Below are 23,859 nucleotides of genomic sequence, written 5' to 3'. Positions count from 1 at the left end.
CGCCCGCCGTGACTGGCGGGTTCTTGTTGGTTCGAATGCGTAGCAGACCGGTGAAAACAGACAACCTCGACTATTACACGGTCATTGTCACGCACATGCAAGGGGCACGCACATGTAAGGCGAAGGTCGCCCAGGCCTTCAGGGTCCGATGCCGAGCGACTTCAGTTTGCGGTGGAGGGCCGAGCGTTCCATGCCGATGAACTCGGCGGTGCGCGATATGTTTCCGGAGAATCGTGCGATCTGCGCGATCAGGTATTCGCGCTCGAAGATTTCCCTCGCCTCGCGCAGGGCCAGGCTCATCAGCTTCTCGCCCCCCGCGCCGTTCGGCGTCGTCGGAACCAGGGCGCCGATCTCGGTGGGGAGCATCTCGGAGGTCACCTCCTGCTCCGGGTCGGTATGGGTGAGGATCATCAGCCGCTCGACGTTGTTGCGCAGCTGGCGGATGTTGCCCGGCCAATCGTGCGATTGCAGCACCGCCATGGCGTCCTCGGCGATGCGCCGGCGGGCGAGGCCGGTGGCGGCCGAGATCTGCTCCATGAAGAAGTTGATGAGTTCGGGCACGTCCTCGCGCCGCTCGGACAGGGACGGCACCCGGATCGGCACCACCGAGAGGCGGTGGAACAGGTCCTCGCGGAATCGGCCGGCGGCGATCTCCTCGGCGAGGTCGCGCGAGGAAGAGGAGATGATGCGCACGTCCACATGGACGCGGGTGGTGCCGCCGACGCGCTGGAAGTTCTGGTCCACCAGCACGCGCAGGATGCGGTTCTGGGTCTCGCGCGGCATGTCGGCGATCTCGTCGATATAGAGGGAGCCGCCATGGGCCTCCTCCAGGGCGCCGACCCGGCGGGCGCGGCCCTCGCCGGCCTCGACGCCGAACAGCTCCGCTTCCATGGTCTCGGGCGTGATCATCGCCGCGTTGATGACGACGAAGGGACCGCTGGCGCGGGACGAGGAGGCGTGGAGGGTCCGCGCCGAGAGTTCCTTGCCGGAGCCCGGCGCGCCGAGGATCATCACCCGCGCATTGGTGGGGGCGACCCGCTCCACCGTCTGGCGCAGCTGGTTGACCGCCACGGATCCGCCCACGAGCCGGCTCGCCTGGCCGGAACGCGCCTTGAGGTCGCGCACCTCGCGCTTGAGGCGGGAGGCTTCGAGGGCGCGTTCGGCCACCAGCACCAGCCGGTCGGCCTTGAACGGCTTCTCGATGAAGTCGTAGGCGCCCGCCTTGATGGCGGCCACCGCCGTCTCGATGTTGCCGTGGCCCGAGATCATCACCACCGGCAGGTCGGGATGCCCGAGCTTGATCTGGTCGAGCACCTGCAGCCCGTCGAGGCGCGAGCCCTGCAGCCAGATGTCGAGGAACACGAGGTGGGGGCGGCGCGACTCGATGGCGGCCAGCGCCTCGTCGGAGCCTCCGGCCGTGCGGGTGCGGTGACCTTCGTCGTCGAGGATGCCGGCGACGAGGTCGCGGATGTCGGCCTCATCGTCGACGATCAGGATATCGGCGCTCATGACGTCATCTCCGCGATTGGGGGTGCCGTCGGTGCGGCAACCTTCTCAGCCTGCGCGGAGGGTTTCCCCTCCGTCGTCTTGTCCCGCGTGTCGAGGGGAACGCGCATCCGCACGCATCCGCCCCTGCCCGTGGGGTTGTCGTTCAGTTCGATGCCGCCGCCATGCTCTTCGAGCACCTTGCTGACGATGGCGAGTCCGAGCCCGGTGCCGCCCTCGCGGGTGGTCATATAGGGCTCGAGCAGCCGCTGGCGCCCCTCCACGGGGAAGCCTTTGCCGTTGTCGGTGATCTCGATCACCGCGAACCCCTCCTCGACGAGGAGGCGCAGATCGACCCGGCCCTTGCCGAGTTCGGCCTCGGGCACGGCGGAGACGGCCTCCACCGCGTTCTTGAGGATGTTGGTGATCGCCTGCGAAAGCAGCCGGATGTCGAAGGCGGCGTGCAAGCGGTCCTGCCCGGCCTCGGTGAAGGCGAAATCCATGTCCGGATGCGCCACCCGCATCATGAACAGGTTCTGCTTGGCGATCTCGCTGAGATCGTTCCGGGCGATGGCCGGTTTCGGCATCCGCGCGAAGGACGAGAACTCGTCTACCATGCGCTTGATCTCGTCCACCTGGCGGATGATCGTCGCCGTGCACTGGTCGAAGACGTCCTTGTCGGCGACGATGACCTTGCCGTATTTGCGCCGGATGCGTTCCGCCGAGAGCTGGATCGGGGTCAGCGGGTTCTTGATCTCGTGGGCGATGCGGCGGGCGACGTCCGCCCAGGCCGAGGTGCGCTGGGCCGTGACGAGGTCGGTGATGTCGTCCAGCGTCACCACGAAGCCGCGGGCGCCGCCTTGAGCCTGCTCGCTGGTGACGCGCACGGTGACCGTGCGCTCGCGCCCGCCGCGGGTCAGCTGGATCTGCTGCTGGAGGGCGCGCAGGCGCCCCTCTCCGCCCTCGGGCAGGATGGCCTGGAGCTCGGGCACCGCCTGGACCAGCGGCTTGCCGATGATGGCATCCGCCTTGAGCCCCAATGTGCGCTCGATGGAGGGGTTGGCGATGGTGACGAGGCCGGCCGCGTCGACGCCGATGACGCCCGGCGAGACTCCGGCCAGGACCGCTTCGGTGAACCGGCGGCGCCGGTCGATGAGTTCGCTCGCCGCCGTCAGCCCATCGTGCTGGCGGCGCAACTCCTGGGTCATCTTGTTGAAGCTCTCGCCGAGATGGGCGAGGTCGCCGTCGCTCTTGCGTGCCGGGACCTGGGCGTAGAAATTGCCGGAGGCGACCTGATCGGCCGCGTTGATGAGCCGGCGGATCGGCGCCACGAACCGGTTGGCGAAGTTGAGGCCGAACCAGACCGCCGACAGCAGGGCGATCAGCGCGATCAGCACGAAGATCGAGGCGAAGCTGATCTGGATCGAGCGCTTGAGGGAATCGTAGGTGAGGTACTCGGCGGCGGCCGCCCGCGAGACGCCGGGGAAGTCGACGGCGAGCTGGCTCACCTGGCGCTGCACCAGCAGCACGGCCCCGTCATAGGCCGGCATCCGCAGCAGGGCGGCGAAGACCCTCCCCTCGCTCGGCCTCAGGCAGATCGTCTCGTTGGATTTGGCGGCCTCCTCGAAGGCCGCGGCGGAGGGCAGCCTGCGCTCCTTAAGGATATCGATCTTCGCCCGTGCCACGAGTTCGTTCGGTCCGCGCATGATCTCGGCGACCGGCAGTCCCAGCGCGGTCGCCCGCGTGGTGAGGAAGTTCTCGAACCACTCCCTGTTCACGTCGAAATTCGGCCGTGCCCGCGTGAGGTCGTCCGCGAGAATGCGGATCTCGCGGGCGAGCGACTGGCACTGATTCTCCTGGTAGGCGTCGGCCACCTCGACGGATTTCAGCACCACGTCGCGGACGCGGTCGGTGAAGCCCAGCGAGAGCCCGCGATCGATCGTCACCGCCGCCACGACGGCCAGCAGCACGGTGGGCAGGATCGCGATGAGGCTGAACAGGCCGACGATGCGGGTGTGCAGGCGCGCCACCGCCGCATTGGCCCGGCGCGCATGCAGGAAGACCCGCGCCTCCCAGGCGATGATGACGAACAGGCTGAGGACCAGGAAGACGTTGATGCCCAGCAGCGTCAGGCCGATCGTCGGCGTCGGCGTCACCCGGATCACGCCGGCGAGGATCAGGAAGGTCGCGATGGCCGAGATCAGGGCCGTGGCGACGACGAGCGCGCCGATCCAGCCGGGGCCGCGCGGTGCCGCCCGGATGGTATGAGGTTCGGCCTCGCCTTCCGGTGAGACATCGTCTCCCGGGGCGGCCGATTGTTTGGAACGTCGAAGCCACGCCATGGCTGATGCGTCGCCACAACAGTGTGGCGAAATTAATACGAATCGGGCCATCGTGTCGGTGGACACCATGGGCGCGGCACGCGCCGCGACGGCGCCTCACGCCGTGAAACCGATGGCACCGCAGCGATCTGCGACCGTTTCTTGCTTGGAAATCTCTCGGTCGACCGGCCGAGAAAATACATTATTCTCCAAGCCTCCCCTCAATCCTCCAAGCCTCCTCACACCGAGTTCGCGATGCCCGAGACGCCCGTCTATTCCTCCGCCGCCGTTGCCGCGCCTCACCATCTGGCCGCCACCGCCGGGCAGACCGTGCTGGCGCAGGGCGGCAACGCCATTGAGGCCATGGCGGCCATGGCGGCCACCATCGCCGTGGTCTACCCGCATATGAACGGCATCGGCGGCGACGGGTTCTGGCTCGTGCGCGAACCGGGCGGGCGGGTGCGCGGCATCGAGGCCTGCGGCCCGGCCGGGTCCCTCGCCACGGTCGAGCGCTATCGCAGCCAGGGCCACGAGACGATCCCCTCGCGCGGGCCGGATGCGGCGCTCACCGTGGCCGGCGCCATCGGCGGCTGGCGTCTCGCCCTCGACCTCGCCAGGGCGCTGGGCGGCCGGCTCCCCCTCGAGACCCTGCTGTCGGATGCGATCCGCCATGCGCGTCAGGGCTGCGCGGTGTCGCCCTCCGAGGCCCGCTACGTGCCGAAGGAGATCGACACGCTTCACGACCAGCCCGGTTTCGCCCAGACCTTCCTCGACGGGGGCAAGCCCTTCGCCGCCGGCGCCACCCGCCGCCTGCCGGCCCTGGCCGACACCCTCGAACAGCTGGCCCATGCCGGGCTCGACGATTTCTACCGGGGCGACCTCGGCCGCGAGATCGCCGCCGACCTCGACCGCCTCGGTTCGCCGGTGACGCGGGCCGACCTCGAAGCCTATGCGCCGCGGGAGCGGGCGGCCCTGTCGCTGCGCCGTCGCGACGCGGTGCTCTACAACTTCCCGCCGCCCACCCAGGGCCTCGCCGCGCTCATCATCCTCGGTATCTTCGACCGGCTGAACGTGTCGCGTCCCGAGAGCACGGCGCAGTATCACGGGCTGATCGAGGCGACGAAGCGCGCCTTCGCCATCCGCGACCGCACGGTCACCGATTACGACCGGCTGAGCGTCGATCCGGCGAGCTTCCTCACCCCGGAGCGCCTCGACCGCGAGGCGGCCCAGATCGACATGCGCCGCGCCGCCTCCGTGCCCCTCCGGGGACCGGGCGACGGCGATACCGTGTGGATGGGCGCCATCGACAAGGACGGTCTGGCCGTCTCCTACATCCAGTCGATCTACTGGGAATACGGGTCGGGGATCGTCCTGCCGAAGACCGGCATCCATTGGCAGAACCGCGGCACCTCGTTCTCCCTGGAGAAGGGTGCGGTGAACCCCCTGGAGCCGGGGCGCCGGCCGTTCCACACCCTGATCCCCGGATTGGCCGCCTTCGACGACGGCCGCGTGATGTCCTACGGCAGCATGGGCGGCGACGGGCAGCCGCAATTCCAGGCCCAGATTTTTTCGCGGTATGCCGACTATGGCATGAGCCCGGCCGAGGCGGTGGACGCGCCCCGCCTGCTCTACGGCCGTACCTGGGGTGCCGAATCCCTCAGCGTGAAGGTGGAGGACCGGTTCGATCCGGCCTGCATCGCCGAGCTGCGCTCCATGGGCCACGAGATCGAGGAACTGGGCGGTTCCTACATCGATTCCCTCGGCCATGCCGGCATGCTGGTCCGTCATCCCGGCAACGGGCGGATCGAGGCGGTCCACGATCCGCGTTCGGATGGCGGCTCGTCCGGCCTGTGAAACGGGTCCCCGCCGGGGACCGGAAGATCGAGATCCAGAGACCGGAAGGTTCATGATGGCGGATGGCGCGATCACCCAGCGCGACTACTGGAACGGCGAGGTCGGCGCGCGCTGGGCGCGCAACCAGCGCAGGATCGACGCGGTCTTCGCGCCCCTCACCGCCGCCCTGTTCGAGGCGGCGTGCCTTCGGGTGGACGGCTCGGCGCTGGATATCGGCTGCGGCGCCGGTGACTGCGCCATCGCCGCCGCGCGCCGGCTCGGCCCGAGGGGACGCGTGGTGGCGGCCGACCTCTCGGCCCCCCTGCTCGCGGTGGCGCGCGAACGGGCCGGGATCGAGGCCCCCGCCCTGGCGCCGATCGCATTCATCGAGGCGGACGCCCAGACCCACGATTTCGGCGATGCCGCCTTCGAGCAGGCGATCTCCCGCTTCGGGGTGATGTTCTTCGACGATTCCGGCGCCGCCTTCGCCAACATCCGCAAGGCCCTGGTCCCCGGCGGACGCCTGACCTTCCTGTGCTGGCGGCGGATCGAGGACAATCCCTGGATCACGGTGCCGAGGAACCTCGTCTTGCCCCTGGTGCCGGAACCCGAACCCGGCCCCGCCGACGCGCCGGGGCCGTTTCGCTTCGCCGAGGCGGAAACCCTCAACGCGGTGCTGGCCCAGGCCGGCTTCCTCGACATCACGCTCGAGGCGATCGACCGGCCCCTCACCCTCGCGAGGTCCGGCGACGGCACCGCCCGAGATGCGGCGGAGGCCGCCGCGGATTTCGCCACCGAGCTCGGCCCGGTTTCCCGGCTCCTGCGCGATCAGCCCGCGTCGGTCCGTGCGGACGCCCTGAAGCGGGTGAGCGACGATTTCGCGGAACGGGCCGTCTCCGGCGCCGTGTCCCTGGATGCCGGCTGCTGGCTGGTTTCCGCGCGGCGCTGAAAGCCGGGCCGTGCAATCTGGTATACACTTTGCTTCTCCGTGCCCGCAGCATGGAGTGCATAATGGATACGAATCTTTCCCGGCAGCGCTGGATCCAGCTCGGCCTCGGCCTCGTCGCCATGATGGCGATTTCCAGCCCGCAATACGTCTGGACGCTGTTCACCAAGCCGCTGATCGCGACGACGGGCGCGAGCCTGCCGCAGCTGCAATGGACCTTCACGATCCTGATCGTGCTGCAGACCTTCTTCTCGCCCGTCCAGGGCTACCTGATCGACCGGTTCAGCCCCAAGCTGATGATCGCGCTGGGCGCCATCCTCTCGGGCCTCGGCTGGGTGCTGGCCGCCCGCGTCGACACGCTCTGGGGCGTCTACGCCACCTACGGCCTGTTCTGCGGTCTCGGCACCGGCATCGTCTATGTCGGCATCGTCGGCCTGATGGTGAAGTGGTTTCCCGATCGCCGGGGCTTCGCCGTAGGCGTGGTCGCCGCCGGCTACGGCATGGGCGCGATGCTGAGCACCTTCCCGATCAGCGACATGCTCACCGCCTCGGGCTACCGCCACACGCTGACGGTGTTCGGCATCGTCCTCGGCGCCGTGGGCGCGCTGGCCGCCCTCGGCCTCAGGGCTCCCCGCGCCGACGAGGTCCTGCCGGCCCCGGCCCGCAACCTCTCGACCTGCGTCCACGACACCGCCCCGAAGGAGATGCTGAAGACGCCGCTGTTCTGGCTGATGTTCGCGATGATGACGATGATGTCCACCGGCGGCCTGATGGTGGTGGCGAACTTCGCCTCCTTCGCCCGCGACTTCGGTGTGGCCGACGCGATCATCTTCGGCTTCGTGGCCCTGCCCTTCGCCCTGACCTTCGACCGCATCACCAACGGCCTCACCCGGCCCTTCTTCGGCTGGGTCTCGGACAAGATCGGCCGCGAGAACACGATGGGCATCGCGTTTGCCGCCGAGGCGGCGGCCATCGCCCTCCTGCTGGTCTTCCGCGAGAATCCCTATGCCTTCGCCCTGCTCTCGGGCGTCGTGTTCTTCGCCTGGGGCGAGATCTTCTCGCTGTTCCCCTCGATCCTCACCGACACATTCGGCACCAAGCACGCCACCACCAATTACGGCTTCCTCTACATGGCGCAGGGCATCGGCTCGCTCTTCGGCGGACCGATCGCCGCCTGGATCTACCTGGTCCAGGGCTCCTGGCTCCCGGTCTTCGCCATCATCATCACCCTCGACGTGCTGACCGCGATCCTCGCCTATTTCGTCCTCAAGCCCATGCGCCGGAACTGGCTCGGCCTCGGCGAGACGCGCGCCATGTCGGCCAAACCCGCCATGGCCTGACGCTCACGTCCCGACCCTCGCGGCCGGGTCGATCTTTCTAAGCGCGGACGGGGAAACCCGCCCGCGCTTCGTCGTATGGCGCCCATCGATCCGTCTGTTCGATGGATCGAGATTTACAATTTCGACAGTCGCATTCGCCGGGCCAGCGGCATGACCTCGTTGCACGTCAGGGGCGCGAGCTTGATCGTTGGCAGCATCGTTTCGGAAGCCCAGACGACCTCTTCGATTTCGGCTGCGGGGGAGACGTGCTGGTCGAGGAGGAAGCCGTAGAGTTCGGCGTCCACCCAGTGTCCGTCTTCGTTCGCGGCTTCCGCGACGAAACGGCCGAGATGAAACGCTTCGGGCGGAAGCTCCACACCGAGCTCTTCCTTCAGCTCTCGCCCTAAAGCCGCGCGCGGGGTCTCTCCCGGCTCGATCTTTCCTCCCGCCTGCATGAAGAACGAGGACCCTCGCTTTCGCACGAGAAGCATCTGGCCTTGCGAATCGAAAATCAAAGCTGCCGCGATGCGAATGACGGGCGCTGTATCGGACGGGGAGTTCGTCAAATGGTTTGTCTCCTCCGTCCTTGCGGTATCAAGGCGAGGCCCAGGGTCAGCATCGCGCCGATCCCGGCACCGAGCATGACGGTGAAGGTGCCCCATCGATCGAGCAGGACGGATCCCGCCATGGCGCCGATGCCGATCGCCGTGTTCAGGACGGCCGTGTGAACGGCTGCCGCTGGCGTCGCCAGCGGGCCCGCCGCCTTCAGAATCCAAGTCTGCAGCGTCGCGAACAGCATCGAGATCGCCGCGCCCCAGACCACGAGGCATGCTCCGACGCCGGCAAGACCGAGGGCCGTGCTCGACGTTCCCATGAGGATCAGGGCCAGTCCCATGGCCGTGAGCGCACAGAGGATGACCTCGTGCAGGAAGCGATCGATCAGCCATGCGCCGAGAACGCTGCCGAGAAGCCCTGCCGCACCGAAGGCGAACAGGAAGATCGGGACCGCATTCGGCACGATGCCCGGAAGCGCCGCGATGAACGGTTCGGCAAAGGTGTAGGCCGCGAAATGAACCGCCCCGATCAGCGCGGTGATGGCGTAGATCGGGCGGAGTGTCCGCTCACTGATGGCATCGGCGAGCGTCGCCTCCCGGCCGCTCGCCGAGGTCGTCAGGTTCGGAAGCGTCACCACCATCGAGACGGCCGTCAGCAGACCGAGCAGCCCGAGCGCGCCGAACGCGCCGCGCCATCCCATCACCTGCCCCGCCATGTTCACCGCCGGAACACCCATGACCGTGGCGACGGAAATGCCGCCGAAGACGATGGAGGTCGCCAGCCCCGTTCGATGAGGCGGGGCGATGTCCATGGCAAAGGCGGCAACCGTCGCCCAGAAGACGCCGTGTGCTACGGAGCCCACGAAGCGGGCGAGGAACAGCGCCTCCAGGGACAGCGATAGGAGCGCGATCGCGTTCGAGGCGGCGATGACGAGCATGAGGCCGATCAGGAGAGCCTTGCGCGGGACGCGTCCGACGAGTGTCGGCGCGAGAAGACCGCTGAGCGCTCCGAACCAGGCGTAGAGGGTGACGGTGAGACCGATGGTGGCCTGGGCTTCCCCGAGATCGACGGCCATCTGCGTCATCAGCCCGATCGGGGCGAATTCGGTCGAGACCATCGTGAACGCGGCGATGCCGAGCACCGAGATCGAAAGCCATGTCCGGGAAGCAGAGCGAACACGATCCTCGGCCAAACGTTCTCTCCTCAGACAAACGTGTCAGGCGACCGGATAATGATTTTTCGAAATTTATCGAGTGGCGTCCCGGGCACACCAAGTAAGTGTTTGTCGTAGATCGTTCGACTGATTAATTCAAAAATAGCATTTGACAATTTTCAGTAAAATCGTTCAACAGAAGAGAAATAAATAAAATCTTGAAGTAATTTTACATATTTTACTTTGAAATATGATGAATCATAATTAATAATCGACTCGTTTAGTCTGCGAGATATCCGGCAAGTCATGACACATGATGCCGCGGACCATCATTCTTGGGACAGGGGCCGTCATCCACCCACGACAGACGTCCGCCTTACAACCCAACCATCACCTCACCGCACGCGAGCACCCGCGATCGGCTTCGGCGGTTCGCCCTTCGGAGGCACCCAGTCCTGCGTGTTCCCGAGACGGATGCCGCTCGCATGCAGGGTGGAGCGCCTGATCGCGGCCGGGGCCAATCTCCTCCAGGGCTCCTGGCTTGCGGTCTTCGCGATCCTCTCTCTGATCGACCCCGAGCAGGCCCCGGGACGATCCGCGCTCGGGCGCTCGGCGATACGGAGAGGATGTCCGGGTTGGGGCGAGCCCTCGCCGAGTTGCGTCGAAAAATTATCCGGCCGCGACGCGAAGATGCGCCTGTGGGCTGGCCGGCCCTTCGCGGTCGGCACGCCAGCCCGATTGAACCGGGGCGACCGCGACCTGGTTTCGTCCGCCGTGCTTGGCGCGATAGAGGGCCGTGTCGGCGGCCTTGACGAGGTCGGCGCTGTTGCTCGACGTGCTCGGCAGGGAGGACACGCCCAGCGATGCTGAGACCTTCGCGCCATGGCCTCCGGACAGAGCCTCTATCCGTTCCCGGATCTGTTCTGCCTTGAGCGCTGCATCCTCGAGGCTGCAATCGGGGAGAAACACGATCATTTCCTCGCCACCGTAGCGACAGGCGACATCGGTTTCCCGGAGCGCTCCGACGATCGCTGCCGCCGCCTCCCTCAGAACCGCGTCCCCCGTCGCATGGCCGTGCTCGTCGTTGAGGCGCTTGAAGTGGTCGAGGTCGATCATGATCACCGAGACCTTCCGCCCCTCGCGCTCGGCGATGCGGACATATCGGTCGAGACTGTCCTCCATGTAACGTCGGTTGTAGAGGCCCGTCAGCGGATCGCGGAGCGCCTGGTTGCGCAGCTTCTCGCGCAGCGCGATGTTGGACAGGGCGAGCGACATCGCGTCCCCGAGCGCCGAGCTCAGCGGCAGGATGGCAGCCAGGCGTTCCTCCGCGCCCGAACCCTGCGCGAAGACCTGAAGAAGGCCGAGATTCTCGCCCCGCGCGACCATCGGGATTTCGAGGGCGGCGAGACCGGAGGCATGGTGCTCACAGCAGAGGGCTCTGGAGCCGCTGCGGTTGATGTGCGGCTTGCCGCGCTTCATGGCCCAGCACTGGTTGATCGCGATCACCTCCGGCGGGGGCGATCCATCCTCGCACGCCCAGGAGGTCGAGAGGACGAGGCGGTCCCGTGAGTTGTTGAAGACGTAGAGCGCTCCGCTGAAGCCGCCGATCAGTTCGCCGGCGGTGGCTCGCAGGACCGCGTTCGCATCGTGATGGTCTGTGGCGCTCTGGAGCATGTCCGTCATCTCGAACAGATGACCGATCTGTGTTCTGGACGCGTCCATGTCGGCGATGGCCGTCGCCCGGGCCTGGGCATCTCGCGCGCTCGACCGGAATGCGAAGATCATGATTCCGGCAATCAGAATCTGCGAGAGCAACACGATGCTCTTGCCGATCTCGATGCGCGTCTCGTGATCGGCGAAGTGCGAGTTCCAGTCCGCCAGGAAGGCATCGAACGCGCGACGCATCGTGCCGATCAGAGCGGCACTCCTGCGTTCCTTGAGCAGGGACTGGGCCGCCTCCAGCCTTCCGGCCCGGACGAGTTCGAGAGCGTCCGTCCAGATGGCTTCGAGCGACTTGATGCTGGCGTCGGCGGACGTGCTGGTCCCGTCGGGCATCCTGAGGAAAGGATCGAGGCGAGCCAGATGCGTATCGCGACGGCTATGGAGCGATTCGAAGGCGCGGCTGTACTCGCTGTATTCGGTGTCCCGGTCGCCGAGGGCTCTGTTGAGGACGTAGGCTTCCGCGCCCATGAGCGCTTCCTGGGCGATGCGCATCTGCCGCCCGCCCTCGCGCAGGTCGATGAGAGCCTGCTGGTGCCGGTTGGTGTAGAAGAAGCCCGAGAGCACGATCGTGATCATGACCACGACGAGACCGACCTGAGTGGCAAGGCGATGCCGGCCATTGCCGCGCCGGGTGCTTGCCGTCGCAACACCCGCTTCGCGCTCACTCAGTGCCATTGCCGGTCCTACGATATCGGAACCGACACGGATCGGCACGCGGGAGACAGAAAGGCACCAACCTCCTGTCTCCGCGTGAACGAAGATGGCTAAGAGATTGGTTTTTTGAGCCGCTGCGTTTCGGGGGACGGTCCGCGGTTCGCTCCCGCTCGGCCATGGCGGAGCGTCCCCTCACCGCACACGAGCATCCGCGATCGGCTTCGGCGGCCCGCCCTCCGGAGTCACCCAATCCTGCGCGTTCCTGAGGCGGATGCCGCTGGCGTGGAGGGTGGAGCGCCAGATCGGCGCGAGCGGCGTGAGGCGGGGCAAGGTGCGGAGTTCGAGGCCTGCCGCCGCCATCGCACCGGGCAGGTCCCGGATCGTGTCGTGGCCGGTGGGGACGACCGGGCTCTTCGACACCCAGGTGCCAAGCTCGCCGGTGGGTTCGAAGGTTTCGGGCGGCATGCGGTAGCGCTCGATCGCGGCGGTGGCGATCCGCTCGGCCCAATCCTCCTCTACATAAGCCACGGCGCGGCCGGTGACGTCGCCGAACCACCTGCGCCGATCCTCCGGCGAGGTCCGTTCGGTGGGCCAGATCACGATCCGGGGGCAGTCGCGCGGGAACAGGTAGAGCAGGCTGTGGGCGTCATCGATCGCCCAGACCAGGGGGCCGTTCAGCCAGGCCCCCGCCTCTCCGCGATCCACGCCGACGCGGACGGGGCGCGGCGCGAAGACCCGGATGGCCGGGTCTTCGCCGAAGTGGAACAGGTCTTTCGGTTCGCCGTGCGTGTCGTTCGGGCTCACCGCGCGTTGCGGAAGACCTGAAGGTCGAGGTCCCGCACCTTCTTGCGCAGGGTGTTGCGGTTGACGCCGAGCAGTTCGGCCGCGCGGATCTGGTTGCCGCGGGTGGCGGCCAGGGCCGCGCCGATCAGCGGGCCTTCGATCTCGCGCAAGATTCGGTGGTAGAGGCCGGGCGGGGGCAGCGTGTCGCGATAGCCGCTGAAATACTCGGCGAGATGGCGCTCCACCGCCCCCGAGAGGGTCTCGTTGTCGGCCCCGCCCGATTTCCTGGCGGCCGAACCGTTGGCCTGCGGCTGGGCGAGGGGCAGCGTATCGAGCTCGGCCTCGATCACCGGGCCGGTGATCGTCTCCTGCGGATACAGGGCGGCGAGACGCCGGACGAGGTTCTCGAGTTCGCGCACGTTGCCGGGCCAGCGATAGCGCTTCAGGCGCTCCATCGCTTCGCCGTCGAGCTGCTTGCGGCTCAGGCCCTCCTTCTCCACCAGGATGAAGAAGTGGCGGATCAGGTCGGGCACGTCCTCCGAGCGCTCGCGCAGCGCGGGCAGGCGCAGCGGCACCACGTTGAGCCGGAAGAACAGATCCTCGCGGAAGATGCCCTGCTGGATCGAGACGCGCAGGTCCTTGTTGGTGGCCGCGATGATGCGGACATTGGTCTTGATCGGCACCCGGCCGCCCACGGTGGTGTATTCGCCCTGCTGCAGCACGCGTAGGAGGCGGGTCTGGGCCTCCATCGGCATGTCGCCGATCTCGTCGAGGAAGAGCGTGCCGCCTTCCGCCTGCTCGAACCGGCCGGCAGAGCGCGAGAGCGCGCCGGTGAAGGCGCCCTTCTCATGGCCGAACAGCTCGGATTCAATGAGGTCGCGCGGGATCGCCGCCATGTTCACCGGCACGAACGGCCCGGAGCGGCGACGGCCGTAATCGTGCAGCGCGCGGGCCACCAGCTCCTTGCCGGTGCCCGACTCGCCGGTGATCATCACCGTGAGGTCGGTGGGCATGAGGCGGGCGAGCGCCCGGTAGATCTCCTGCATGGCCGGCGAGCGGCCCACCAGCGGGATGTCCTCGTTGCCGGGATCGGCGCCGGGGGCGGGCGTGCCGCGCGGTCGCGACAGCGCCCGGCCGACGATGGCGATGAGCTCTTTCAGGTCGAAGGGCTTGGGCAGGTATTCGTAGGCGCCGCGCTCGGAGGCGCGGATCGCGGTCATGAACGTGTTCTGCGCGCTCATGACGATGATCGGCAGTTCCGGCCGGACGCGCTTGATGCGCGGCAGCAGGTCGAACACGTTCTCGTCCGGCATCATCACGTCGGTGATGACGAGGTCGCCCTCCCCTTGCGCGACCCAGCGCCAGAGGGTGGCGCAGTTGCCGGTGGAGCGGACCTCGTAGCCGGCCCGCGACAGGGCCTGGTTGAGGACGGTGCGGATGGCGGCGTCGTCGTCCGCGACGATGATGTGGCCGTTGGGCATGACGCGACTCTATTGCTCCGCGGCCGACTCGCGCCCGTCACGGGCGCTCGACATGGGAAGGAGGAGACGGAAAGTGGTGCGGCGCGGCACGGGATCGCATTCGACGATGCCACCGTGATCGCCGATGATCTTGGCCGCAAGTGCAAGTCCGAGGCCGGACCCCTGCGCTTTCGTGGTCACGAACGGGTCGAACAGGTCGGGCAGGAGCTCGGCCGAGACCCCCGGCCCGTTGTCCCGCACCGCCACTTCGATGGGCAGGCTCACCCGTTCCCGCGTGCCGGGCACCTGCATCTTCAGCCCGGTGCGGAAGGCGGTGGAGAGGGTGATCTCGCCGTCTACCGCATCGGCGCCGATGGCCTCGGCGGCGTTCTTCACCAGATTGAGGATGACCTGGATCAGCTGGTCGCGATTGCCCAGGACCGGGGGCAGCGACGGGTCGTAGGTCTCGACGAAGCGGATGTGCCGGGCAAAGCCCGACTGGGCCGAGCGCTTCACCTGATCGAGCACGCCGTGGACGTTGACCGGTCCGCGCTCCACCGGGCGCTCGTCGCCGAACAACTCCATCCGCTCGACGATGCGGACAATCCGGTCGGATTCGTCGCAGATCAGCCGGGTGAGCAGGCGGTCGTCCTCGGTGCCCGATTGTTCGAGGAGCTGGGCCGCCCCGCGGATGCCCGCGAGCGGGTTCTTGATCTCGTGGGCGAGCATGGCGCCCAGCGCGATCATCGAGCGCGCGGCGCCGCGATGGGTGAGCTGCCGGTTCATCTTGTCGGCGATGGTGCGCTCCTGGAGCATCATCACCACCGCATCCTCCTCGTCGCCGAGGGGGGTCGCGAAGACGTCGACGTTGCGCTCCAGGCCGGAGCGCGGCTGGACCAGTTCGACGCCGTATTCGCTGACGCTCGCCTTGCGGCGGCGCACTTCGGCCACGAGGGCGCTGATCGGGGACGAGAACGGGATGATGTCGCGCAGGTGCCGGCGCTGCATCAACCGCGCGGAATGATCGAAGAACGTCTCCGCCGCGTGGTTCACATGGAGGATGCGGTCGTCGGCGCCGATGGTGATGACCGGCAGCGGCAGGGCGTTGATCACCGCCTCGCTCGTGGGCGGGGCGATGGTCCGGCCGCCATGTTCCTTGTCCGCGCTCACGCTGCCTCCTCGGTGACCAATGGTACGCGCGGGTGCCGCATCGCCCTCGACAGGAGGTCCGCTGCGATGGCCGGATCGGTGGTGGTGAGGAGCCGCGTCCGGTCGTCGGGGCCGAGCGCGCCGGACCCGTCCACGTAGGCCGCCAAGTGCTTGCGCGCGTGGCGCACGCCCATGGCGGGGCCGTAGAGCGCGAGGAGCCCCTCGTAATGCTCCAGGGCGAGGGCGGTCTTCTCCTCGGCGTCGAGGGAACGCGGTGCCCGGCCGGCGAGACCGGCGGCGATCTCGCCCACCAGCCAGGGACGACCCAGGGCCGCGCGGCCGATCATCAGCCCGGCGGCGCCCGATGCGGCGAGGCAGGCCCGCGCACCGGCGAGATCGACGACGTCGCCATTGGCGATGACCGGGATCGAGACCGCATCCACCACGGCGCGGATGGCGGCCCAATCGGCCTGGCCCTTGTAGAATTGCTGCCGGGTGCGGCCATGGACCGTCACCGCCGCGAGGCCGAGCCCCTCGGCGCGCCGGGCGAGATCGGGGGCATTGAGGCTCGCATGGTCCCAGCCGAGGCGCATCTTGACCGTGACCGGGATCGCCACCGCCGCGCGGACGGCGGCGAGGATGCGCGTGGCCCCCTCGATGTCGCGCATCAGGGCGGAGCCCGCCTCCCCGCCGGTGACGGTCTTGGCCGGGCAACCCATGTTGATGTCGATCACATCGGCGCCATTCGCCTCGGCCAGCCGTGCGGCCTCCGCCATCGATTCGGGCACGCAACCGGCGAGCTGGACCACGTGGGGATCGACTCCGCCGCCCTCGGCCCGCAGGCGCGCCTCCTCCGCCCCACGGGCGAATTCGGCCGCCGCCACCATTTCCGAGACGACGGCGCTTGCACCCAGACGCCGCGCGATGCGACGCATGTGCAGGTCGGTGACGCCCGACAGGGGGGCGAGCAGGACCGGCACCGAAGCCGCGGCGCCTGCCTTCTCGCCGGCCTGACCCTGGCCATCGCCCGAGCGCAGAACGCTCAAATAATCATCAGCTTTCATTGTGCCCAACAAATAGACAATCGCCGGGGCGACGCAAGCGCCTTGCGCGATTTGATTTCAGGCTATGCCCCGCTTAAACGACAGACCACCCCAGCCATCCACGCTACCTCGAACTGATGCGGGAGCACTTTTCCATGTCCGGCACCGCCTGGAACGCCGCGGTGGTCGTCGCAGCCGGCCGCGGGATCCGCATCGGCGGTGACGTTCCCAAGCAATATCGCAGCGTCGGCGGACGCGCGGTCCTCACGCGGACCCTCGCCGCGCTGGCGGCGCATCCCGACCTCGCGGTGATCCAGCCCGTGATCGCCGCGGACGCGGCCTCGTTCTACCACGCCTGCGTCGCGGAACTCGACCCCGTTCTGCGCGCCAAGCTCGCGGCCCCCGTCGAGGGCGGCGCCACGCGCCAGCAATCCGTCAGGTCTGGTCTCGAAGCCTTGGCCGGGAGGTCGGCGGTGACGGGCCCGCCAAGTCTCGTCCTCGTCCACGATGCCGCCCGTCCGCATGTGGACACGGCCTTGATCGACCGCGCCCTCGTCGCCGGCCGGGACCATGGCGCGGCGGTACCCGGCATCGCCGTCACCGATACGATCAAGATCGTCGAGGATACCGGGACGGGGATCGGCCGGGTGCGCGAGACCCCCGCACGCGAATCCCTGCGCGCCGTCCAGACCCCTCAGGCCTTCGCCTTCGCGCCCCTCCTCGCCGCCCACCGCAAGGCGGCGGAGGCGGATCTCCACGGCTTTACCGATGACGGGGCTTTGGCCGAATGGGCCGGGCTCGACGTGGTGGTGTTCGAGGGCGACCCGCGCAACCGCAAGATCACCCAGCCCTCGGACCTGATCGAGGCCGACCGCGGCTTTTCCGGCAGCGATGCCCTGTCCTCCGAACCAGAGACCGATTCCATGACGACCTACGTGACCCGCCTCGGGACCGGCTTCGACGTCCATGCCTTCACCGAAGGCGACCATGTCTGGCTCGGCGGCGTGAAGATCCCCGCCGATCGCGGCGTGCTGGCCCATTCCGACGGGGACGTGGCGCTGCACGCCCTCACGGACGCCCTCCTCGGGGCGATCGCGGATGGCGACATCGGCACGCATTTCCCGCCGAGCGACGAGCAATGGCGCGGCGCCTCGTCCGACCGCTTCCTGGCCCATGCGGTGAAGCTCGTCCGCGACCGGGGCGGCCGGATCGACCATCTCGACATCACCGTCCTGGCCGAAGCCCCGCGCATCGGCGCCCATCGCGAGGCCATCCGCGCCCGCATCGCCGAGATCTGCGGCGTGAAGCTGAGCTCGGTCTCCATCAAGGCGACGACCACCGAGAAGCTCGGCTTCGTCGGCCGCGCCGAGGGACTCGCGGCCCAGGCGGCGGCGACGATCCGCCTGCCGGAAGACGACGCGGCGTGATCGACGACCCGGCGCTCCTCGCCCGCGCCGAGGCGCTGGTGGCGGCCTATGCCGCCGCCGGGCTTCGCGCGGCCTGCGCCGAATCCTGTACCGGCGGCCTCGTCGCCGGGCTGCTCACGGCCGTGCCCGGCTCCTCGGTGGTGGTCGAGCGCGGCTTCGTCACCTATTCCAACGACGCCAAATCCGAAATGCTCGGTGTGCCCGCCGACCTCATCGCCACCTACGGGGCGGTGAGCAAATCCGTGGCCCGCGCCATGGCGGAGGGGGCGCTCGCCCATTCGCACGCGGATGTGGCGGTCTCGATCACCGGCATCGCCGGCCCGGGCGGCGGCAGCGAGGCCAAGCCCGTGGGCCTCGTGCATTTCGGCCTCGCCCGCCGTGGCGCCGCGACCCGGCATATCGAGCGCCGTTTCGGCGATCTCGGCCGCACCGAGATCCGCCGCCTCGCTGTGGCAGAGGCGCTGGAGCTGTTCGGCAGGGCCGTGGAGCCGGTCGGGACGGATTGAGGCCTATGTCAGTTGCTTTTTTCCAAGGCTTCACCTCATCCTGAGGTGCCGCGGAGCGGCCTCGAAGGAGGCTTCCAGCCAGCATCGCGCGATCTGGAGGGCTCCTTCGAGGCCGCCGCTGTGCGGCGTCACCTCATGATGAGGCGGTCCGATGGGAGGACCGACTTCGGTCTCACCATCCGGTGAGACATCCGATCAAACCGGCTTTCACTCGGCGACTTCGCCGAGGATCGCGCCCGTCTTCGGATCGGCATCGAACTTCATCTTTTGGCCGTTCTTGATGCCCTCGCCGTCCCAATGGCCGTCATCGGCCTCGAGCTTCGTGATCTCGGTGTAGCCCTCGGCCATCAGCGCCTTCTTGACCTGATCGACCGGCAGCCAGTCGGGGCCGGGCTGGTCCGCCACGGCGAAGCCGGCAAGGCCCGCATTCAAGGCGAGGGCGAGGGCGAGAATCGGGATCGGTCTCACGGGGGTGTTCTCCGGTGGCGTTGCGTCCCTGTATCTAGGGTCCCGCGCGGCATTGTCCGCCCGTCTTATCTACGGCGCCACACATCTCGCGGGCAGCACGGATCCCCTCTCCTTTCAGGAGAGGGAGCCCGTCGCGCCTCATGTCGACCCCTCATGGGTAGAGGAGCGGCCGTCGAGCAGATGTGTGGATCCAGTAGCCTGTCAGAGAACGGGCACCGGCGCGTCAGGCGGCGCCGTATACCCGGTCCGCCCTGCCCTCGAACGCATCGGTGAACTTGCGGAAGGCGCGGTCGAACATCGTGCCCATGAGGAGGCCGAGGGTACGGCTCTTGAACTCGTAGGTGATGAAGAAGTCGACGTCGCAGCCGCTCGGCGACCTCTCCTTGAAACCCCAGCGGTTCTCGAGGTGCCGGAACGGCCCGTCGATATATTCGGCGACGATCTTCAGGTTCTGCGGATCGAGGGTGACGCGGGTGGTGAAGCGCTCGCGGATCGCCTTGTAGCCGACCCCCATCTCGGCGACGAGGATCTCGGTGCCGTCCGGGCCGGGCTGGCGGCGCAGGACGCGCAGGGATTCGCAGAGCGGCAGGAATTCGGGATAGCGTTCCACGTCGGCCACGAGGTCGTACATCTGCTGCGGCGAGTGGCGCACCGCGCGGTTGATCCGGAAGGAAGGCATCGGCCCTCAGGCGTTGGCAGGCGCGAGGCGAGCGAGCCGGGCGGCCTTCAATCGTGAAAAATCCTCGCCCGCATGGTGCGAGGAGCGGGTCAGGGGCGTCGCCGAGACGAGGAGGAAACCCTTGGAATAGGCGGTGGTTTCAAGGGTCTTGAATTCGTCGGGCGGGACGAAGCGCTTCACCTCGTGGTGTTTCTTCGTCGGCTGCAGGTACTGGCCGATGGTGAGGAAGTCCACATCCGCCGAGCGCAGGTCGTCCATGAGCTGGACGATCTCGTTCCGCTCCTCGCCGAGGCCGACCATGATGCCGGACTTGGTGAAGATGGTGGGGTCGAGCTCCTTCACCCGCTGCAGCAGGCGCACCGAATGGAAGTAGCGCGCGCCGGGGCGGACGGTGAGATAGTTGCCCGGCACCGTCTCCATGTTGTGGTTGAACACGTCGGGGCGCGCCTCCACCACCAGTTCCAGCGCGCCGTCCTTGCGCAGGAAATCGGGGGTGAGCACCTCGATCGTGGTGGCCGGACTGCGCTCGCGGATGGCCCGGATGGTGCGGAAGAAATGCATGGCCCCGCCATCGGCGAGGTCGTCGCGGTCCACCGAGGTAATGACCACGTGGTGCAGGCCGAGCTTGGCCACGGAATCGGCGATCTTGGCCGGCTCGTCCCCGTCGAGGGCGTTGGGCAGGCCGGTGCGCACGTTGCAGAAGGCGCAGGCCCGCGTGCAGGTGTCGCCCATGATCATGAAGGTGGCGTGCTTCTTCTCCCAGCACTCGCCGATATTGGGGCAGCCCGCCTCCTCGCAGACCGTGACGAGGCCATGCTCCTTCACGATGGCGCGGGTGGCGTTCCAGCCGGGCGAACCCGGTGCCTTCACCCGGATCCAGTCGGGCTTGCGCTGGATCGGGTTGTCCGGGCGATGCGCCTTTTCCGGGTGCCGGGGGCGCTGGTCGTTTCGCAGGAGGTCGAGGACGACGGCCATGGCATACCGGGCAAGCTGCGCCGGCAACGGGCCGGCGCTCGGTTCGAAAGGTAATGACTCGGCTCCCGCATCGCAAACGATCGGGAAACGATCCGCCGAACCTGTCAGTAGCTCATGCCGCGCCCGCGGATGGCCCTGTAGATGGTGATGATGATCACCGCCCCCGCCGTGGCCGAGAGCAGGTTGCGCCAGAAGCCGTAGACCGGGATGTGGAGCTTGGCGGCCAGATAGTTGCCGAGAAGACCGCCGAGGATGCCCATCGCGATGTTGGCGAAGAGGCCCATATTCGCCGAGGTGAACTGTTCCGCGAGCCAGCCCGCCAGGGCGCCGATGACGATCGCCATGAACAATCCCACGCCCGGTTGCCCCAGCGCACCGTAGACTTCTCCATTCATACCCGTCGCTCCTTCGCAAGGAGCGGGGCGTGCCGGTCGCCCCGCTATGGGTCCTACCTGTGACGCTCTCCCCCGCAGCGCAAGTCGCGGCGGCATGGAACTGGGCGGGGACTGCGACGCCGGATCGCCCGCGACGGTGCCGACCGTTCGGCGTGAGGAACGTCCGCTCCTGGCGCGATACCCGGCCTGAGCAAGAACGATGCGGAAAATTAATTATTAATTTTAACTATATTCTGAACAAGCTTCGTATAGATCCGTAAAATTCTACGTATTGATTTCCGTCGACTTGTCAGCATCTCGTTAACGTTCTCTTAACTCTCTTTGGGTTGCCGCGACGTCGTTTCGGATACGCGGCCGTTGGAGCGAGTGCCGTGAGTCGAATTCTTTTGACGGGTGCGACGGGGCTCATCGGTGGTGCCGTCCTGCACCGTGCCCTGGCGATGAAGACGGATACCGAATGGGTCTGCCTGGTGCGGGCCTCGGACGAGGAGGCCGGGCGTCAGCGCATCGCGGCGCGTCTCGGGCGCTTCACCAATGCCCTGAACGCCCAGCGTCTCGCGCAGCGTGTGGAGATCGTCGCGGGGGATTTCACCCATGCCGACACGATCGCCGATCCGCGCCTCGATGCGGTGACGCAGGTTCTGCATCTGGCCGCCGACACGTCGTGGTGGGCGCAGGAAAAAGTCCACCGGACCAACCATGACGGCACCCTGGCCCTGGCCCGGCGCGCGGCGCGGATGCCGCGGCTCGACCGTTTCCTCCATGTGAGCACGGCGATGATCTGCGGAGGCCAGCCGCCCGCGACGGTGGACGAGACGCGCTACCCCGACGCGGAGGCCATCCATCTCGTGCCCTACAGCGCCTCGAAAGCCGCGGCCGAAATGTCGCTGGCGTCCCATTTCGCCGACCTGCCCCTGGTGGTCGTACGCCCCTCCATCGTGCTCGGCCACACCACGCTGGGCGCCCGGCCGGGTTCGAGCATCCTCTGGGTGATCCGCGCCTGCGACCGGCTGCGGCTCGTCGCCGGCTCCCGCGACGGGACCGTCGACATCGTCCCCACCGATTGGGTGGCCGACACCCTGGTGGAGATGCTCGCGAGGCCCGCCCTCGCCCACCGGACCTACCACCTCTCCGCCGGCATGCTGAGCCGCACCCGCTGGAGCGAGCTCGGCCGCACCCTCGACCGCGTCGACCCGGCCGAGAGCCCGCGCCACTACGAGGAATTCTCCGCCCGCGACCGGGCGACCCTCCACAGGCGCTTCACCGAGGTCTTCGGCATGGACGAGGCGATCAAGGTGGCGATGTTCCGGGCGCTGCAGGCCTATTATCGGTTCTGCGAACTCGACGTGACCTTCGACAATACCCGCCTCCTGGCTGAGGGCTTCGCCCCTCCCCCCGCGCTCTCTGAATATATCGGCCGCTGCATCGAGACCTCCGGCGAGATCGTCGACCAGTTCCGCGAGGATTTCGGGCAGTTCGCGGTCGGGTCTACGCCGCGGCGAGACGCGGCCCGCCCTGCGCCTGCGCTGCCCGAGACGATGCCGGCGCGGGAGATCAACACGCGATCGCCTTCCCAACGTCGCGGATCGATCTCCTCGTGACGTGCCCGTGATGGTCGGCCCGGCCCGGCGTGCGCCGGGCCGCGATGTCTCGCGGCGGACACTTGAGGTGAAAGACGGTGTTCCGAACGCGTGGAAGGTGCCATGAGCGGCGGTGACGCGGAACGTCTCGGCGCAGAAGGGAGCACCCGGCCAATGACAATGATCGAGTTCGTCCAGGACGGTGTTCTGAAAAAAACCTCAGGCAGTTACTTCCGCGGCGAGAATCCGAGCTTCTATCCGACCGACTCATCGCTGCAGCGCGACGACGCCGTAGCCGAGTATCTCGTGAAAGGCCTGATGCCCGAGCGGCCGTTCATCGACAAATCGGCGCCGATCGTCGCCTTCGGCTCCTGCTTTGCTTCGCACGTGGCGGATTATCTCCACGAGGCCGGCTACAACGTCACGAACAAGACGCGTAGCAAGGCCTATGTGACACAGATGGGGGATGGGATGGTCCATACCCATGCGATCCGCCAACAATTCGAATGGGCCTGGCTCGATCGCGTGCCGAGGCAGGCGCTCTGGCACGGCTACAAGGCGGAAGATTTCGGCTACGACGAGACAGCCCGGCTCGAGACAAAGCAATTGTTCGATGAGGCCGATGTCTTCATCATTACATTTGGTTTGAGCGAGATCTGGTACGACGACGTCACCAAGGAAGTCTTCTGGCGGGCACCGCCGCGGGAAGTCTTCGATGGGACGAGACACAAATTCCGTGTCAGCGAGTTCGGGGAAAGTCTCGACAACATTCGAGCCATCCACGCGCTCATCCGGCGCTTCCGGCCTACGGCGACGATCATCTTCACCCTGTCGCCGGTGGCGTTGACGGCGACGTTCCGTCCCCTCGCCTGCGAAGCCGCGAACTCCGTCTCAAAGGCGATCCTGCGCGCCGCGATCGACCAGCATTATCGCGAGACGAAGCCGGAGGACGACAAGCTGTTCTATTTTCCGAGCTACGAGATCGTCACGAGCAATTTTCTCAGACCGTTTCGGTCGGATCGGCGTCACGTCTGCCTGCCGGTGGTCGATCTCAATATGAAGATCTTCGAGAACTACTTCTGCCTGAACGACTTTCCTCAGGATTTCGTCGGTAAGGCGTTCCGCGCGGCACTCCGCGAAGACAAGGGCATGGCCGGCAGCGATCGGACCTGGGACGAGATCGATCAGGGCAGGATCGACGACATCATCGAGCGGCGCCGAGCGCTGAGGATCGAGCTGAGGGCAGCCGAAGCCCAGCAGCGACGGGCCGAACGGATTCAGGAACGTCAGGCCGCCCGGCGCAAAGCTCCATGACCACCGCATGGCGTTCGCTCTCCTCTCCCTTTGACGTAGCCAATGGGCCGGTCGGCCATTAACCTGAGCGAAGGGCGTCCGGCTCGGGCGCG

The 23,859-nt window shown here is 67.5% G+C and carries 20 protein-coding genes; 7 read left to right on the top strand and 13 right to left on the bottom strand.

The genetic code is table 11. The annotated features are described in order from the left end of the window. Positions 1 to 138: 138 nt before the first annotated feature. Positions 139 to 1,509 (bottom strand): nitrogen assimilation response regulator NtrX, encoded by a 1,371-nt coding sequence (gene ntrX / locus MBTS_RS20270; protein WP_056141569.1) that lies wholly within the window; start codon positions 1,507 to 1,509, stop codon positions 139 to 141. Then, a complete protein-coding gene (locus tag MBTS_RS20265) occupies positions 1,506 to 3,827 on the bottom strand; it encodes a sensor histidine kinase NtrY-like (protein ID WP_192216342.1) in 2,322 nt (773 codons plus the stop codon). Before MBTS_RS20265 ends, ntrX begins: the two co-directional genes overlap by 4 nt. A 234-nt stretch (positions 3,828 to 4,061) precedes the next feature. Between MBTS_RS20265 and MBTS_RS20260 the strand changes: the two genes are divergently transcribed. From MBTS_RS20260 to oxlT, 3 genes are all read left to right on the top strand, one after another. Next, positions 4,062 to 5,660: a gamma-glutamyltransferase family protein gene (locus MBTS_RS20260; RefSeq protein ID WP_192216341.1), complete on the top strand. Its 1,599-nt coding sequence runs from the start codon at positions 4,062 to 4,064 to the stop codon at positions 5,658 to 5,660. A gap of 52 nt (positions 5,661 to 5,712) precedes the next feature. Then, positions 5,713 to 6,588 (top strand): class I SAM-dependent methyltransferase, encoded by an 876-nt coding sequence (locus MBTS_RS20255; protein WP_056141561.1) that lies wholly within the window; start codon positions 5,713 to 5,715, stop codon positions 6,586 to 6,588. 62 nt (positions 6,589 to 6,650) lie between these two features. Beyond that, positions 6,651 to 7,925, top strand: coding sequence for an oxalate/formate MFS antiporter (gene oxlT, locus MBTS_RS20250; protein ID WP_056141558.1), 1,275 nt, complete (start codon positions 6,651 to 6,653; stop codon positions 7,923 to 7,925). Positions 7,926 to 8,038: 113 nt separating this feature from the next. On the opposite strand, the gene MBTS_RS20245 is transcribed toward oxlT, so the two are convergent. The 7 genes from MBTS_RS20245 to dusB all read right to left on the bottom strand — a co-directional run bounded on the left by MBTS_RS20245 (position 8,039) and on the right by dusB (position 16,444). After that, complete coding sequence (locus MBTS_RS20245; protein ID WP_308444993.1) at positions 8,039 to 8,419, bottom strand: NUDIX hydrolase; 381 nt, start codon at positions 8,417 to 8,419, stop codon at positions 8,039 to 8,041. Positions 8,420 to 8,466: 47 nt separating this feature from the next. After that, positions 8,467 to 9,651, bottom strand: a complete 1,185-nt coding sequence (locus MBTS_RS20240) for an MFS transporter (protein WP_238254087.1) — start codon at positions 9,649 to 9,651, stop codon at positions 8,467 to 8,469. Between the two features lie 630 nt (positions 9,652 to 10,281). Beyond that, complete coding sequence (locus tag MBTS_RS20235) at positions 10,282 to 12,009, bottom strand: GGDEF domain-containing protein (RefSeq protein WP_192216339.1); 1,728 nt, start codon at positions 12,007 to 12,009, stop codon at positions 10,282 to 10,284. Between the two features lie 171 nt (positions 12,010 to 12,180). Continuing rightward, positions 12,181 to 12,792 (bottom strand): DUF6886 family protein, encoded by a 612-nt coding sequence (locus MBTS_RS20230; protein ID WP_192216338.1) that lies wholly within the window; start codon positions 12,790 to 12,792, stop codon positions 12,181 to 12,183. Continuing rightward, positions 12,789 to 14,252 (bottom strand): nitrogen regulation protein NR(I), encoded by a 1,464-nt coding sequence (ntrC, locus tag MBTS_RS20225; RefSeq protein ID WP_056252880.1) that lies wholly within the window; start codon positions 14,250 to 14,252, stop codon positions 12,789 to 12,791. Before ntrC ends, MBTS_RS20230 begins: the two co-directional genes overlap by 4 nt. A 9-nt stretch (positions 14,253 to 14,261) precedes the next feature. Continuing rightward, entirely contained in the window at positions 14,262 to 15,401 is a 1,140-nt protein-coding gene (locus MBTS_RS20220) for a two-component system sensor histidine kinase NtrB (protein ID WP_018043113.1), read from the bottom strand. Next, positions 15,398 to 16,444, bottom strand: coding sequence for a tRNA dihydrouridine synthase DusB (gene dusB / locus MBTS_RS20215; protein WP_192216337.1), 1,047 nt, complete (start codon positions 16,442 to 16,444; stop codon positions 15,398 to 15,400). Before dusB ends, MBTS_RS20220 begins: the two co-directional genes overlap by 4 nt. A gap of 134 nt (positions 16,445 to 16,578) precedes the next feature. Here dusB and MBTS_RS20210 point away from each other — a divergent pair, with 134 nt between their 5' ends. Then, positions 16,579 to 17,850 carry a bifunctional 2-C-methyl-D-erythritol 4-phosphate cytidylyltransferase/2-C-methyl-D-erythritol 2,4-cyclodiphosphate synthase gene (locus tag MBTS_RS20210; RefSeq protein WP_147832698.1) on the top strand — a complete coding sequence of 424 codons (1,272 nt, stop codon included), beginning with the start codon at positions 16,579 to 16,581 and terminating at the stop codon, positions 17,848 to 17,850. Next, a complete protein-coding gene (locus MBTS_RS20205; protein ID WP_192216336.1) occupies positions 17,847 to 18,356 on the top strand; it encodes a CinA family protein in 510 nt (169 codons plus the stop codon). The genes MBTS_RS20210 and MBTS_RS20205 overlap by 4 nt, the downstream gene beginning before the upstream one ends. A gap of 207 nt (positions 18,357 to 18,563) precedes the next feature. Here the strand turns inward: MBTS_RS20205 and MBTS_RS20200 are convergent, their stop codons facing one another. The 4 genes from MBTS_RS20200 to MBTS_RS20185 all read right to left on the bottom strand — a co-directional run bounded on the left by MBTS_RS20200 (position 18,564) and on the right by MBTS_RS20185 (position 20,873). Further along, positions 18,564 to 18,824 carry a PepSY domain-containing protein gene (locus MBTS_RS20200; RefSeq protein WP_192216335.1) on the bottom strand — a complete coding sequence of 87 codons (261 nt, stop codon included), beginning with the start codon at positions 18,822 to 18,824 and terminating at the stop codon, positions 18,564 to 18,566. Positions 18,825 to 19,047: 223 nt separating this feature from the next. Next, the gene (locus tag MBTS_RS20195) at positions 19,048 to 19,503 is read right to left on the bottom strand and encodes a type II toxin-antitoxin system RatA family toxin (protein ID WP_056141533.1); all 456 of its coding nucleotides are present in this window, start codon (positions 19,501 to 19,503) and stop codon (positions 19,048 to 19,050) included. 6 nt (positions 19,504 to 19,509) lie between these two features. Next, on the bottom strand, positions 19,510 to 20,478 hold the full coding sequence (lipA, locus tag MBTS_RS20190; protein ID WP_056141717.1) for a lipoyl synthase: 969 nt from the start codon (positions 20,476 to 20,478) through the stop codon (positions 19,510 to 19,512). Between the two features lie 104 nt (positions 20,479 to 20,582). Further along, positions 20,583 to 20,873, bottom strand: coding sequence for a GlsB/YeaQ/YmgE family stress response membrane protein (locus MBTS_RS20185; protein ID WP_018043105.1), 291 nt, complete (start codon positions 20,871 to 20,873; stop codon positions 20,583 to 20,585). Positions 20,874 to 21,244: 371 nt separating this feature from the next. On the opposite strand from MBTS_RS20185, the gene MBTS_RS20180 reads away from it, so the two are divergent. Continuing rightward, positions 21,245 to 22,474, top strand: a complete 1,230-nt coding sequence (locus MBTS_RS20180; RefSeq protein ID WP_238254086.1) for an SDR family oxidoreductase — start codon at positions 21,245 to 21,247, stop codon at positions 22,472 to 22,474. Between the two features lie 153 nt (positions 22,475 to 22,627). Beyond that, complete coding sequence (locus MBTS_RS20175; protein WP_147832706.1) at positions 22,628 to 23,767, top strand: GSCFA domain-containing protein; 1,140 nt, start codon at positions 22,628 to 22,630, stop codon at positions 23,765 to 23,767. Positions 23,768 to 23,859: the final 92 nt, after the last annotated feature.

Origin of the sequence: Methylobacterium bullatum (assembly GCF_014845095.1) — a bacterium.
In the GTDB taxonomy this organism is placed as follows: domain Bacteria; phylum Pseudomonadota; class Alphaproteobacteria; order Rhizobiales; family Beijerinckiaceae; genus Methylobacterium; species Methylobacterium bullatum.
The sequence above is the reverse complement of the archived record's forward strand: the minus strand, read 5'-3'. Positions and strand labels throughout refer to the sequence as shown.

Coding starts and splice junctions, on each gene's coding strand:
- MBTS_RS20175 (WP_147832706.1), top strand. CDS start 22,628: ATGACAATGATCGAGTTCGTCCAGGACGGTGTTCTGAAAAAAACCTCA.
- ntrX (WP_056141569.1), bottom strand. CDS start 1,509: ATGAGCGCCGATATCCTGATCGTCGACGATGAGGCCGACATCCGCGAC.
- MBTS_RS20210 (WP_147832698.1), top strand. CDS start 16,579: ATGTCCGGCACCGCCTGGAACGCCGCGGTGGTCGTCGCAGCCGGCCGC.
- MBTS_RS20235 (WP_192216339.1), bottom strand. CDS start 12,009: ATGGCACTGAGTGAGCGCGAAGCGGGTGTTGCGACGGCAAGCACCCGG.
- MBTS_RS20195 (WP_056141533.1), bottom strand. CDS start 19,503: ATGCCTTCCTTCCGGATCAACCGCGCGGTGCGCCACTCGCCGCAGCAG.
- MBTS_RS20265 (WP_192216342.1), bottom strand. CDS start 3,827: ATGGCGTGGCTTCGACGTTCCAAACAATCGGCCGCCCCGGGAGACGAT.
- ntrC (WP_056252880.1), bottom strand. CDS start 14,252: ATGCCCAACGGCCACATCATCGTCGCGGACGACGACGCCGCCATCCGC.
- oxlT (WP_056141558.1), top strand. CDS start 6,651: ATGGATACGAATCTTTCCCGGCAGCGCTGGATCCAGCTCGGCCTCGGC.
- dusB (WP_192216337.1), bottom strand. CDS start 16,444: ATGAAAGCTGATGATTATTTGAGCGTTCTGCGCTCGGGCGATGGCCAG.
- lipA (WP_056141717.1), bottom strand. CDS start 20,478: ATGGCCGTCGTCCTCGACCTCCTGCGAAACGACCAGCGCCCCCGGCAC.
- MBTS_RS20260 (WP_192216341.1), top strand. CDS start 4,062: ATGCCCGAGACGCCCGTCTATTCCTCCGCCGCCGTTGCCGCGCCTCAC.
- MBTS_RS20255 (WP_056141561.1), top strand. CDS start 5,713: ATGATGGCGGATGGCGCGATCACCCAGCGCGACTACTGGAACGGCGAG.
- MBTS_RS20185 (WP_018043105.1), bottom strand. CDS start 20,873: ATGAATGGAGAAGTCTACGGTGCGCTGGGGCAACCGGGCGTGGGATTG.